We start from the raw sequence: 13,053 nt of genomic DNA, 5'->3' as shown, positions 1-13,053 counted from the left end.
CCGCCGGCGTGCGCGCCACGTTCGGTGCGCCACGCCGCCCAGCGGGTAGTAGGACCATTGTCCGCCGTCCGGACCGCGAAAGTCTCCCAGTCCGGCACCTGGGATGCGTGACGTCCGTGACAATCACGGCCACCGCGGGTGTCCCGGGTCACGTCGCGGCACGTCACCGGCTGTTTCCGCCCCGGCGCGCGACCGCATCGTGAGCCCGGGCGTCCGCATGTCGGCACTGTCGCGCCGGCCGGGGTCCGGGCGTCCCGCGGGGCGTGGGCGCGCGCCGAGCACCCTGGTGAGCGCCACGCCGCACTTGCCACGCGCACCCGGTGTGCGGTGGGCTACCGTTCGGTGATCACAGGCCGTCACGACCTCGGACGGCCGGGACGGAAGGAACAGGTCAGGACGTGGCATCCAGCACGGGCGACGCCCCCCAGGGGGCGGGCCGTCTCGGGTTCACCTCGGGGCAGGTGGTCCAGGAGTTCGGCTACGACGACGACGTCGACGAGGACCTGCGCTCCGGCCTGGCGGAGGTCACCGGCTCCGAGCTGGTCGACGAGGACTACGACGACGTCGTGGACGGCGTGGTCATCTGGTTCCGGGAGGACGACGGCGACCTCGCCGACACCCTCATGGACGCGATGACCGTGCTGGACGACGGCGGGCAGATGTGGGTGTTCACCCCGAAGCCCGGCCGCGACGGGCACGTCGGTCACGACGACATCGAGGAGGCCGCCACCACGGCCGGCCTGCACGCCACCAGCACCTTCTCGATCGCGGGGGACTGGTCGGCGACGCGCCTCGGCAGCCGCGGCCGCGGTCGCTGACCCCTCGGCCATGACGACCGACCCGGGCGCTCCGCTCCCGGTCGGGGCCACGGCACCCGTCCTCCGGCTGCCGGACGCCCACGGGGCGTCCGTCACCGTCGGGGGACCGGCCGGCGGTGCGACGCTGCTCGTGTTCGTGCCGTTCGCGTTCTCGCGCACCTGCACCGCCGAGCTCGGCGAGCTGCAGGCGGGGCTGCCGGAGCTCGACGCCGCGGGCGTGCGCGTGCTGGCGGTCTCGTGCGACCCGATGTTCGCGCTGCGGGCGTGGGCCGAGCAGGACGGGTACACGTTCGGGCTGCTGTCGGACTTCTGGCCGCACGGCGCAGCGGCCCGCGCGTACGGGGTGTTCGACGACGCGCAGGGGTTCGCGCGCCGCGGGTCGTTCCTGCTCGACGACCGCGGGGTCGTGCGCTGGTCGCTGGTGCACCCCGGCGGGCAGGCGCGGCCGTTCGCGGCGTACCGCGAGGCCGTCGCCGCGCTGTGACGCCCGGCCCGGGCGCGCGGCGCCGGCGCCGGGACGCGCACCGGTAGGCTGGCGCACCGCATCACGGGCCTGTAGCTCAGTTGGTCAGAGCGCCGCGCTTACACCGCGGAGGTCGCCGGTTCGAGACCGGCCGGGCCCACGGACGGACGGACGAGAGCAGCGCACGGGTGGGATGCCCGCGGCGGGCGGGCGGGCACGGGGGGGGGGCGGCCCGTGCAGGGTGCCCCGGCCGGGGGTGTGAAAGCCGTGTGGAGAACCTCGATCTTGCGCGGGAGGTCGGTGAGCCCGCCACCCTCGTGCCCGTTGTAGGTGAACACCTGCACGTCCGACGGACCCGCGTACCGGTTCGCGGCGGCGAACACGGTCGACGGTGGGCAGACCACGTCCATGAGCGCGGTGGTGAACCACGCGGGGCAGTGAGCGCGCGCGGCGAAGTTCACGCCGTCCAGGTACGACAGGGTCCGGAACGCGCGCTGCTCCTCGGTGTGGTGCCCGCGCAGCCAGGTGGCGACCTCGGAGTACGGCGCGGCGTCGGTGATCTGCACGGCACGCCGGACGTGGCAGAGGAACGGGACGTCGGCCAGCAGCGCCCCGACGTCGTCCCGGAGCCCGGCGACCGCCAGCGCGAGCCCGCCGCCTTGGCTGGTTCCTGCCACGGCGACCCGGGAGGGGTCGACCTCCGCGAAGGTCTGCACCGCGTCGACCGCGCGCACGGCGTCGGTGATGAGTCGCCGGTAGTAGTGCTTGCGGGGGTCCTCGATCCCGCGGGTGAGGAAGCCCGGGCCGGACGACCCGTGACCGTCGGGGGCGATGTCCGGGGTGTGCGCGGCATGGGATCCGCTGCCGCCCTGGCCCCGGGTGTCCATGACGAGGTGGGCGTAGCCCGCGACGCTCCACGTCAGCCAGTGCCACGGCAGCGCGCGGCCACCGCCGTACCCGAGGTACTCGACGACGGCGGGCAGCGGGCCCGAGCGGTCCCGCGGAAGCAGGAGCCACGCCTTGACCGGCTGACCGCCCCAGCCGGGGAAGGTCACGTCCCGCACCTCGACCGCGCGCAGTCCGCCGTCGTACGGCTCGGCGACGACGTCGCCGCCCGCCCGTGCCGCCTCCTCCAGGGTCTCGGCCCAGAAGGCATCGAAGTCCGTGGGCTCCTCGACCTGCGGGCGGTACGCGCGCAGGTCGGCGAGCGGCATGTCGAAGAGGGCCATGCGGGATCCGACCTCCGGGACGGGGACTCGTGGCTGGCGGCGCAGGGCGGCTCCGTCGTCGGCGAGACTAGGCACCGATCTGCCGGCTGACATGGGGGACCGTGATTTCGTCCATGGACGACCCCGATTCCCCCATCGCTGAGGCCGTGGCCGCCCGCATACCGTCGCTGCATGCTCGACGCTGAGTGGCCTGCGTCGCCGTCGCCGTACCGGATTGCTGCGACGTCGTCGTCCCTCACCGTCCTGGCCACCGAGAGCGATCACCGCGCACCGCGTGCCCGCCCCGACCTCTGGTCGGGTGGCGGGTCACTCGCGTTGCACCGGCAAGGAGAGAGATGAACACCGACGTTCCTGTCACGGACACCACTTCGACGCGTCGGGTGCGCGTGTCCCCGCCGGCTGAGCCGCGTCGTGGGCACCTGGACCTCGGGGAGCCGGAGGGCACCGCCGACCGGATCGAGGTGACCAGCCGGTGGATCGAGCGTGCCGGGAAGCCGTGGTTCCCGATCACCGGGGAGATCCACTACTCCCGGCTGCCGCGCGACCGTTGGTCGGAGGTGCTGGGACACGCACGGGCCGGCGGCCTGAACTCCGTGGCCACGTACGTCATGTGGCAGGCGCACGAGCCGAACCCCGGCGAGTTCCGCTGGGACGGCAACCGCGACCTGCGGTCGTTCATCCAGGTGGCGCAGCGCCACGGCCTGGACGTGATCGTCCGCATGGGCCCCTGGGCGCACGGCGAGGCGCGGTACGGCGGCTTCCCCGACTGGCTCGTCGAGCGGGGCATCGCCACCCGGACGAACGACCCGGAGTACCTCGAGCTCGCGCGGGCGCTGTACGCGCAGACCGTCGCGCAGCTGCAGGGCCTGACCCACGCCGAGGGCGGCCCCGTCATCGGCGTGCAGATGGACAACGAGCTGTACGACCAGCCGCAGCACCTCGCGACGCTGCGGACGATCGCCGAGGACCTCGGCCTGCGGGTGCCGATCTGGACCGCGACCGGGTGGGGCGGCGCGCAGGTCCCCGAGACCCTGCTGCCGCTGTACAGCGCGTACTCGGACGGGTTCTGGGAGGAGACCACCACCGACTGGCCGGAGTTCGCGGCGTTCCACTTCCGGTACAGCGAGGTCCGCGACGACCTGACCGTGGGCAAGGACCTGCGCGAGGCGCTCGACGGCATCGTGCTCGACCCGGACGCCGTCCCGCTGAAGGACGACGACGCGCTGCCGTTCGCGACGTGCGAGCTCGGTGGCGGCATGCACGTCGCCTACCACCGGCGCCCCCTCGTGACGGCGGAGGACGTGGCGTCGCTCGCGCTCGCCAAGGTCGGCAGCGGGTCGATCTGGCAGGGCTACTACATGTACAGCGGCGGTACCCAGCGCGTCGGTGCGCACGGCACCGAGCAGGAGTCGCACGCCACCGGCTACCCGAACGACGTGCCGACCAGCACCTACGACTTCTACGCGCCGATCGGCGAGCACGCGCAGATCCGCCCGCACCACCATCTGCTGCGCCGCCAGCACCTGTGGCTCGACCTGGACGGGGCCGCGATCGCCGCGATGGGCACCACCGTCGGCGGGGGCAGCGAGGACCCGGCGGAGCTGCGGTGGTCCGTGCGGTCCGACGCCCACCGGGGCTACGTGTTCGCGACGACCTACCAGCCGGCCAAGCGGCCCCTGGAGCCCCAGCCCGGCGTGCAGCTGGAGATCGAGCTGGCGGACGAGACGGTGACCGTGCCCAGCCGCCCGGTCGACCTCCCCGCGGGTGTCTCCGTGGCGTGGCCCGTGCGCTACCCGCTGAGCCAGGACCTGGTGCTGCGCAGCGCCACCGCCCAGCTGCTCACGCGGGTCACCGACGACCAGGGCGACATCGTCGTCCTGGCAGCCACCGACGGCGTCCCGGTCGAGCTCGTCCTCGAGGGCGAGCACGCGGTGGACGGCCCGGTGGACTTCGTGCACGAGCATGGGCGGACCCTCGTGGAGCTGACGGCTGCGCCCGGCGCCGAGACCGTCGTGCAGGTGCCCGGGGCTCGGCTGCTCGTCGTCGACGAGGCGACCGCGAACCGCCTGTACCGGCTGCCGGTCGGTGGGGTAGACCGCCTGGTGCTGTCCGACGCGCCGGTCTACGCGCTCGAGGGCGGACTCGTCCTGCACCCCGACGCCGAGAGCGCCGACGTCTCGCTGCTACCCGCGCCGTCGGCGCTGTCGTCCACCGGCGCCGAAGTGGGTGCTCCCACCACGACCGACCTCTGGACCACGTGGACCGTGCGCCCCCCGGTCGCGGGTGCCGTGAACCTGGCGCGGTCGATCACGCCCGAGTCTGTCGCTGCTCCCGAGCCGCGCCACGGCGGTCCACTCGGGCGGCTCAGCGCGCCGACCGACTTCTCCGCCGCGGCCCGGGTCACGGTGCCGGTGCCCGCGGACGCGGTCGCCGGTGCCGACCGCGCGCTGCTCCGGATCACCTGGACCGGCGACGTCGGCCGGGCGCTCGTCGGGGACACCGTCGTGAGCGACCACTTCTGGTACGGGCGCCCCTGGGACGTCGACCTCACGCCGTGGCGCGACGAGGTCGTGCGGGACGGTCTGACGCTGGAGCTGTTCCCGTGGCGCAAGGCCACCGGCGTGTGGGTCGACCCGTCCGTCCGTGACGTCGCCGACGGCACCGCGATCGCCTCCCTGGACGTCGTGCGCGTGGCGCGCGTCGAGCTGGCGGTGGAGTGACGCGCATGGACCTCAACCGACGCGACGTCCTGAAGCTCCTGGGCCTCGCGGGCGTCGGTGCCGCGGGCCTCGGGACGCTGACGGCCTGCGGTCCGGGAGGTGGCTCCGAGCCGGTGGCCTCCGGGCTTGCACCGCTCGAGCTCTGGACGCACGACCCGGGGTACGCCAGCTACTTCACCGAGGCCGCGACCGACGCCGCGATCGTCGCCGGCAGCGCCTGGCAGTTCGGCGTCGACGTCACGTCGATCGCGCCGGCCGACATCGTGTCGCGGCTCATCACCCAGGCGGTCGCCCAGCGGCCGCTGCCCAACCTCGCGGGCCTGGTGATCGACCAGTTCCCCCGGGTGATGCGCGCCGGTATCGCCGAGAACCTGTTCGTCGACCTCACGTCGATCACCGACGCCTTCGGCGACCGCCTGCTGAAGACCGCGCCGTACACGGTCGACGGCAGGGTGTACGCCATCGAGTCCGACAACTCCATCTCGGTGATGTTCTACCGCGCGGACGTGTTCGACGACCTGGGCATCCCGGCGGGCATCGGGACGTGGGAGGAGCTCGTCGAGATCGGTGGGGAGGTCGCGGCCTCGACCGGTCAGGCCATCGGCATGGTCTCGAACGGCGACAACGGGTCCATCGTCAACGGCTTCACCCAGCTGCTGCTGCAGCGTGGCGGGAGCCTGTACGACGCCGACGGGCAGCTGACTCTCCTGTCCGACGAGGCGGTCGAGGTCCTCGAGCTGATGGCCACCGGCGTCGCCTCCGGCGCGCTGCTGTCCCTGTCCGACCCGTACGGCGGTGCGGTCGCCGCGGCGCTGAAGGACAGCAACCTCGTCGCCACCGTGATGCCGAACTGGTACGAGGTCTACGGCCTGCAGGCGAACGCCCCCGACCAGGCCGGTCTCTGGCGCGCGCGCACCATCCCGCGCTTCGCGGGCGGCGGTCACATCGCGTCGACCCTCGGCGGGACCGCGTTCGCGGTGCTCAAGGACCAGCCGCTCACCGACGCTGCGCTGGACCTGCTGCAGAGGGCTTACCTGACCGAGCAGGGGCAGCTGACCCGCTACTTCGCCGGTGCGTACATGCCGACGCTGGTGGACCTGTACCAGGCGCCCGAGTTCCAGGAGATCGTCGACCCGTACCTGGGCGACCAGCGGGTGTTCGAGGTCTACGCCGCGGCGGCGGCCGACTTGCCGACCTTCTACCAGGCCGCGGGCCTGACGGTCCTGCGGGACAGCCTCGGCGGCCCGATCCTGCGGGCGGTCAAGGGTGAGATCAGCGCGGAGGACGCGCTGCGTGCCGGCATCCGCGCCTACGAGAGGCAGGTGCAGCAGTGAGCACCCAGACCCGTCCCGCCCCCGCCCGGCGGCGGGCGGCCGCACCACCGCACCGGCGCGACCGGCGCCAGCTCGCGCCGTATGCGTTCATCTCGCCGTTCTTCGTCCTGTTCACCGTGTTCATGCTCGTCCCCATCGTCGCCGGGGTGTACCTCAGCACGACGGAGTGGGCGGGGCTCGGGACGCCGGAGTTCGTCGGGGCGGCCAACTACACGCGCCTGCTGCGCGACGCGAGCTTCGGGGCGGCGCTGGCCAACACGGCGTTCTACACCGCGTTCGCGATGATCGTGGTGCTGCCGCTGTCGCTGCTGATCGCCCTCGCCCTGGATGCCCGCGGGCTGAAGCTGCGGGACTTCTTCCGGCTGACCTACTTCATGCCTGTCGTCCTGTCGCCGATCATCATCGCGCTGGTGTTCGGCCTGATCTTCGACGGTCAGTACGGGCTCTTCAACGCCGCGCTCGACGCCGTGTTCGGGTTCGGGGGCATCTCCTTTCTGACAGACCCGGTGTGGGCGCGCGTCGTGGTGGTCGTCCTGGTGCTGTGGCGCTGGACCGGCTACCTCACGATCTTCTTCCTGGCCGGGCTGCAGAACGTCCCGCGCGAGCTCCACGAGGCGGCCGCACTGGACGGCGCGGGTCCGGTGCGCCGGTTCTTCTCGGTCACGCTGCCGCAGCTGCGGCCGGTGACGGCGTTCATCGCAGTGACGATGCTGGTCAATACGGCGCAGATCTTCGAGGAGCCGTTCCTCCTGACCCAGGGCGGGCCCGGGGAGTCGACCTTGTCCGTGTCGATGTTCGTCTACCGAGCCGGCTTCCAGCGTCAGGAGCTCGGCTACGCGGCGGCCGCCGGCGTCGTCATGTTCGTCATCGTGTTCGTGCTGGGCCGCATCGGCACCCGCGCGTTCGGCGTCGGGAGGACCTCGTGACCACCATCACCGCCTCTGACCGCGCCCAGGCGCGCACCGTGCGTCCCGCGCGACGTCCGTCCCGGTTCCGCTGGGGGCGTGCCGCGGTGTACGCCTTCCTGTCGTTGCTCGTCGTCGTGTACGTCGGCCCGCTGCTGTGGGCGCTGTCCTCGTCGTTCAAGGACCGCAGCGACATCTTCGCGTTCCCGCCTCGGCTGGTGCCCGATCCAGCGACGCTCGACAACTACGCGACGCTCCTGCAGACGCAGCCGTTCTGGCGCTGGATGCTGATGAGCACCGGCGTCGCTGTCATCAGCACGGTCGCCACGGTGTTCCTGTGCTCGATGGCCGGCTTCGGATTCGCGAAGTACGAGTTCCGCGGCAAGAACGTCCTCTTCGACGTCATGTTCTCCTCGCTCGCGATCCCGTTCGCGGTGATCGTGGTGCCGCTGTTCATCCTGGTGGCGAAGCTCGGCCTCGCGAACCCGTTCTTCGCGCTGATCGTCCCGTGGGTGGCACCCGCGTTCGGCATCTTCATGATGCGCCAGTACACCGAGCAGTCCGTGCCGGACGAGATCCTGGACGCGGCCCGGATCGACGGGTGCAGCGAGTTCCGCATCTTCGTGTCCGTCGTGCTTCCTCTGCTGCGCCCGGCGATCGGCGCGCTCGGCGTGTGGAGCTTCCTGAACTCGTACAACAACCTGCTCTGGCCGCTGGTGATCGTCGCGGAGCCCGACTTCTACACCGTGCCGCTCGGCCTGCAGGCGCTGTTCGGCGCCGAGGGCCGGCAGTACGACCTCGTCATGGCAGGCTCGATCCTCGCCGCCGTTCCTGCGCTGATCGTGTTCTTCGCGCTGCGCAAGCAGCTCGTCAGCGGACTGACCTCCGGGGCGGTCAAGGGCTGACCGGCGTCACACGAGCCGCGAGCGGAATGCCTTGGGCGACTGCCCGTGCGTCTTGGTGAATTGCCGCGAGAAGTACAGCGGGTCCTCATACCCGCACGCCTCCGCGACGCTGGCGACGGTCATGGTCGTGCTGTCGAGCAGCTCCCGGGCCCGGGCCATGCGCAGATCGCTCTGGTAGCGCAGCGGGGAGACCCCCACGTGCTCACGGAAGAGCGCCCCGAACTGCGACGCGCTCAGGCCCACCATCGCCGCGAGTGACTGCACCGACGTGCGTCTCGGTGCCGTGGCACGGAGGTGCTCCACTGCACGCTCCACCGGGCTCAGGCTGGGTCCGGGCGCGCGGCGGCCGGTCGCGATGACGTGCGTCAGGGCGTTCCAGGCTGCGCCCGTCGCGCGCACCAGGCCGCCGCTCGTCCCGGCGTCCAACGCGTCGATGACCTGCGACACCAGGCTCGCGACAGGGGCGGCGTCCCTGAGGTGGGACACCGGCCCTCCGGCGGCGGCCCGCGCCGCCATCACGAGCTCGGCAGCGTCAGGACCAGCGAGGTGGAGCCACCAGAGCGTCCAGGGGTCGTCCTGGGACGCGGCGTACTCATGCGTCACGCTCGCCGGCAGCAGCACGGCGTCCCCGCGCTGGACGGGAAACCGGCCCTCGGGCGTGGTGCACCAGCCCGCGCCGTCGGTGCAGACCAGGAGGACGTGCTGCGCGGCACCGGCCGGGCGAGACCGCCCGTGCCGCACGGCGTGCGGGAAGAAGCCGGCGTCGGTCACCAGCAGCCGCCCGGTGACGGGCCGGGACAACGCCTGGCGCACTACCGGACGCGCCAGCACGAACATCCGCTGGCCCGCGAAGCCCTCGCGCACGGACTGCGGCGTTACCAGCGCTGATTCGTCCATGGCGGGATTGAACCCGCGCCGAAGCGCCGGGTCAACCGGGGACATCCGTACGCACTCTTCCCCCCGGTTCGCACGCGAGGTCGCCTACCGATCAGCAGTTCGTCCATGAAAGGCGTCGATTCCGCCATCGTGCACGACCACGTGCCGGATCTAGCGTCGGCCCATGCTCAGAGCCGAGTCGGCGGGCGACGTCGCCCACCTTCGGCGCAGGCCCCCCTGCGCGACCTCGTGCTCTGCCACGAGAGGACAACGGAGACAATCGTGAAGCGAACCGCAACGGGCGCGCTGGCGTGCGCCACCCTGCTGCTTGCCCTGACCGCGTGCTCCAGCGGCGGAGGAGGCGAGGCCGCCGGAGGCGGCGACGAGCCGGTGACCCTCGTGGTCTGGGAGTCCCTCGAGGGCCGTCAGGAGTTCATCGAGCAGGCCGGCGAGGCGTACGCCGAGGAGCACCCGAACGTCACCATCGAGTACAAGAACGTCGAGATCGGCGACGCCCTGGGCCAGATCGGGCTCGACGGCCCGGCGGGTGTCGGTCCCGACGTCTTCGCCGGACCGAGCAACATCACCGGGGACCTCGTGACCGGCGGGCACATCCTGCCGGTGTCCGACCGTGAGGCCCTCGAGTCCGAGCTCGTGGACGGGGCCGTCCGGAGCGTCACCTACGAGGACGACATGTGGGGCGTCCCCGTCACCATCGACACGTACGCGCTGTTCTACAACAAGGACTACGTCACTGAGCCCCCCACGACGTGGGAGGAGGTCGCGGAGTTCGCTGCCGGCTTCAACGCGAGCAACCCGGGCAAGTACGGATTCGCGTTCTCGCCGAACATCTACTACGCCGCGCCGTTCGTTTTCACGGACCCGGACAACATGCTGTTCGGCCCCGAAGGTGATGACCCGGCGACGCCCAACACCGACACCCCGGCGGCCGTCGAGGGACTGCAGGAGATGCTCGCGCTCCGCGACGTCCTGGATGTCGCGGCCGACGACCTCGACACCGCCTCGGTCGACACGCTGTTCGAGTCCGGGCAGTCCGCGATGACGATCACCGGGTCCTGGAACATCCCGGTGTTCGAGGACGCCGGCCTCGACTTCGGCGTCGCCACCCTGCCGGCTCGCGCGGGCAGCGACGAGCCGTCCGGCTCGTTCGCCAACTCGCGCACGATGTTCGTCTCGGCGTACACCGAGCACCCGGACGAGGCGCAGGACTTCGCCGCGTTCCTGGCGAGCCCGGAGATGCTGCAGCTGGCGTACGACCTCACCGGCTCGGTGCCGTCGGCCGACATCGAGATCGACAGCGAGGCGACCCTCGGCCTGGTCGAGCAGGGCACGCACTCGATGGCCACGCCCTCCATCCCGCAGATGACGCAGTTCTGGACCGCGATGGACTCCGCCGTGGCGAACATCTGGAACGGCGCCGACATCCAGACCGAGCTGACCGCCGCGACCGACGTCATCACCGCTCAGTGATCTAGCCGCTCGCCGACGCCGCGGTCCCCGGGAGGCTGAACCGCCCCCGGGGACCGCGGCCCGAGGAAGGACCCCCCATGGCTGTGATCGCTCCTCCTGTGCCCGAGCGCTCCGCACCACCGTCGGACGGCGGCGGCACGTCCGGCCGCGGCCGGGTGCGGCTGCTCGCCTGCCTGTTCATGGGCCTGGCCCATCTCACCGTCCTGAACCAGCGAGTGAAGGGCGCGGCGTTCGCCCTGGTCGAGCTCGCGTTCCTCGCCGCGCTGCCGCTGCTGATCGGCCGGATCGCCGGCGTCATCACCCTCGGGACGCCGCAGACCGACGTGCCGGTGACCATGCGGGACAACTCCCTGTTCATGCTCATCGACGGGGTCCTCGCGATCACGGTGGTGGCCCTGTTCGCGGCGGTGTACCGCGTGTCGGTCCGCAGTGCCCTGGTCGACCACCAGGTCGGCGCCCAGTACCGTCCGCGCAGCGCGCGCGGCCAGCTCGCGGTGATCGGCTCGCGCGCGTTCCCGATGCTGGGACTGGCGCCGACGGTCCTGCTCATCGTGTTCTTCGTCTTCGTCCCGCTCGTGTTCTCCGCACTCGTGGCGTTCACGAACTACTCGGCGCCCAACCACGTCCCGCCCGGCAACACCGTCGACTGGGTGGGCCTGGACAACTTCGGGGAGATGCTCGGCGGGAACCAGCTGTGGACCGGCGCGCTCGTCCGCGTCTTCATCTGGACCGTCGTGTGGGCGGTGCTCGCCGTGTCGACCTGCTACTTCGGCGGCATGATCCTGGCGGTCCTGCTGCACGAGACCAAGCTGAGGATCAAGCCGGTCTTCCGGGCGATCTTCATCCTCCCGTACGCGGTGCCGGCTGTGGTCTCGCTGCTGGTGTGGCGCAACATGCTCAATGGCGCGTTCGGAGCGGTGAACAAGGCGCTGATGAACCTCGGCATCGTCGACCAGGCGATCCCGTGGCTCACCGACCCGATGCTCGCCCGGTTCTCGGTCGTCCTGATCAACCTGTGGTGCGGTTTCCCGTACTTCATGCTGCTGACCATGGGGGCCATGACGGCGATCCCGCAGGACGTCGAGGAGGCCGCGGCCCTGGACGGCGCGACCGGACGCCAGCGGTTCCGGTACGTGATCCTGCCCCTGGTGCTGTACCAGACGGCGCCGCTGATCATCATGTCGTTCGCAGCGAACTTCAACAATTTCGGCGCGGTCTTCTTCCTGACCAACGGCGGCCCCAACGTCGCCGACACCACGCAGTCGGGGGCCGGCGCCACCGACATCCTGGTGAGCTGGATCTACCAGATCACCATCGGGCTGATGCAGTACAACTACGGCGCCGTCGTGGCCGTGCTCATCTTCCTGGTCCTGGCGCCGTTCGCGATCCTCAACTTCCGCCGCACCAAGTCGTTCAAGGGAGAGATGTGATGCGGATCGACAAGCTCTCCGTCGTCGTGTGGCGGACGGTCGTGGTGATCGGCTTCGTGCTCCTGTCGGTCGTCGTGATCTGGCCCATCCTCTACACGGTCAGCTCCGCTCTCGCGCCGGGCCGGTCGGCCGCGGGCCTGTCGCCGATGCCGTTCGCGAACGGGGTCACGCTGGACAACTTCCAGTACCTGTTCACGCAGACGCTGTACGCGACGTGGTTCCGGAACTCGTTCGTCATCGCGGTCGCCACGGCCGTCGGGACGATGCTGTTCGCGTCGCTGGCGGCCTACGTGTTCTCGCGGTTCGCGTTCTCGTTCAAGGGCTCCCTGCTGACGAGCATGATCGTGCTGCAGATCTTCCCGTCGTTCGTCGGGATGATCGCGATCTACGTGATCCTCATGCGCATCGGCGGGCTGGACACCCTCTGGGGGCTCGTGCTCGTCTACCTCGGCGGGAACCTGCCGTACAGCATCTGGCTGGTGAAGAGCTACCTCGACACGATCCCCCGGGGTCTGGACGAGGCGGCTCGGCTGGACGGCGCGTCGCACCTGCGGATCTACGCGACCATCGTCATGCCGATCGCCCGGCCGATCCTGCTGTTCCTGGCGGTGACGACGTTCGCCGCGCCGTGGATGGACTTCATCTTCCCCAAGCTCGTCCTGCGCAGCCCGGAGCAGCAGACGCTGGCGCTCGGCCTGTTCAGCTTCGTCTCGGAGCGGAACAGCGACTTCACGACGTTCGCCGCCGGGGCGGTCATCGTGGCGATCCCGTTCATGATCTTCTTCCTCGCCACCCAGCGGTCGCTGGTCACGTCGCTGTCCACCGGCGCGCTCAAGGAGTAGCAGGTCCCGGCACGACAGAGGGGCGAGCCGACCGGCTCGC

General features: G+C 71.2%; 11 protein-coding genes and 1 tRNA gene. 10 read left to right on the top strand and 2 right to left on the bottom strand.

What is annotated here, in order from left to right:
• Positions 1-398: 398 nt before the first annotated feature.
• The 3 genes from QNH85_RS05395 (at position 399) to QNH85_RS05385 (ending at position 1,441) form a co-directional block, all read left to right on the top strand.
• The gene (locus tag QNH85_RS05395; protein ID WP_213283033.1) at positions 399-818 is read left to right on the top strand and encodes a DUF3052 domain-containing protein; all 420 of its coding nucleotides are present in this window, start codon (positions 399-401) and stop codon (positions 816-818) included.
• Positions 819-828: 10 nt separating this feature from the next.
• Positions 829-1,302, top strand: a complete 474-nt coding sequence (locus QNH85_RS05390; RefSeq protein ID WP_282945188.1) for a redoxin domain-containing protein — start codon at positions 829-831, stop codon at positions 1,300-1,302.
• Between the two features lie 65 nt (positions 1,303-1,367).
• Positions 1,368-1,441: transfer RNA gene (locus QNH85_RS05385), tRNA-Val, on the top strand.
• On the opposite strand, the gene QNH85_RS05380 is transcribed toward QNH85_RS05385, so the two are convergent.
• On the bottom strand, positions 1,401-2,495 hold the full coding sequence (locus tag QNH85_RS05380; RefSeq protein ID WP_346016294.1) for an acetylxylan esterase: 1,095 nt from the start codon (positions 2,493-2,495) through the stop codon (positions 1,401-1,403). The two genes, QNH85_RS05385 and QNH85_RS05380, sit on opposite strands and share 41 nt — an antisense overlap.
• 350 nt (positions 2,496-2,845) lie before the next feature.
• On the opposite strand from QNH85_RS05380, the gene QNH85_RS05375 reads away from it, so the two are divergent.
• Genes QNH85_RS05375 through QNH85_RS05360 form a run of 4 tightly spaced genes read left to right on the top strand, consistent with a single transcriptional unit; the run spans position 2,846 to position 8,374 of the window.
• On the top strand, positions 2,846-5,230 hold the full coding sequence (locus QNH85_RS05375; protein ID WP_282945186.1) for a beta-galactosidase: 2,385 nt from the start codon (positions 2,846-2,848) through the stop codon (positions 5,228-5,230).
• Positions 5,231-5,235: 5 nt separating this feature from the next.
• Entirely contained in the window at positions 5,236-6,564 is a 1,329-nt protein-coding gene (locus QNH85_RS05370) for an ABC transporter substrate-binding protein (protein ID WP_282945184.1), read from the top strand.
• Positions 6,561-7,490 carry a carbohydrate ABC transporter permease gene (locus tag QNH85_RS05365; RefSeq protein ID WP_282945182.1) on the top strand — a complete coding sequence of 310 codons (930 nt, stop codon included), beginning with the start codon at positions 6,561-6,563 and terminating at the stop codon, positions 7,488-7,490. The genes QNH85_RS05370 and QNH85_RS05365 overlap by 4 nt, the downstream gene beginning before the upstream one ends.
• On the top strand, positions 7,487-8,374 hold the full coding sequence (locus QNH85_RS05360; RefSeq protein ID WP_282945181.1) for a carbohydrate ABC transporter permease: 888 nt from the start codon (positions 7,487-7,489) through the stop codon (positions 8,372-8,374). The genes QNH85_RS05365 and QNH85_RS05360 overlap by 4 nt, the downstream gene beginning before the upstream one ends.
• 6 nt (positions 8,375-8,380) lie before the next feature.
• On the opposite strand, the gene QNH85_RS05355 is transcribed toward QNH85_RS05360, so the two are convergent.
• Positions 8,381-9,271, bottom strand: coding sequence for a helix-turn-helix domain-containing protein (locus tag QNH85_RS05355; RefSeq protein ID WP_282945179.1), 891 nt, complete (start codon positions 9,269-9,271; stop codon positions 8,381-8,383).
• A 261-nt stretch (positions 9,272-9,532) separates the two neighbouring features.
• Between QNH85_RS05355 and QNH85_RS05350 the strand changes: the two genes are divergently transcribed.
• The 3 genes from QNH85_RS05350 to QNH85_RS05340 all read left to right on the top strand — a co-directional run bounded on the left by QNH85_RS05350 (position 9,533) and on the right by QNH85_RS05340 (position 13,013).
• Positions 9,533-10,741, top strand: coding sequence for a sugar ABC transporter substrate-binding protein (locus QNH85_RS05350; protein ID WP_282945177.1), 1,209 nt, complete (start codon positions 9,533-9,535; stop codon positions 10,739-10,741).
• Between the two features lie 77 nt (positions 10,742-10,818).
• Positions 10,819-12,171, top strand: coding sequence for a carbohydrate ABC transporter permease (locus tag QNH85_RS05345; RefSeq protein ID WP_282945175.1), 1,353 nt, complete (start codon positions 10,819-10,821; stop codon positions 12,169-12,171).
• Positions 12,171-13,013, top strand: a complete 843-nt coding sequence (locus QNH85_RS05340; RefSeq protein WP_282945173.1) for a sugar ABC transporter permease — start codon at positions 12,171-12,173, stop codon at positions 13,011-13,013. Before QNH85_RS05345 ends, QNH85_RS05340 begins: the two co-directional genes overlap by 1 nt.
• Positions 13,014-13,053 lie beyond the last annotated feature (40 nt).

This window comes from Cellulomonas endometrii (genome assembly GCF_949769265.1).
GTDB lineage: Bacteria > Actinomycetota > Actinomycetes > Actinomycetales > Cellulomonadaceae > Cellulomonas > Cellulomonas endometrii.
Note: the sequence above shows the minus strand (reverse complement) of the source record. Positions and strands in the feature narration are given on the sequence as shown.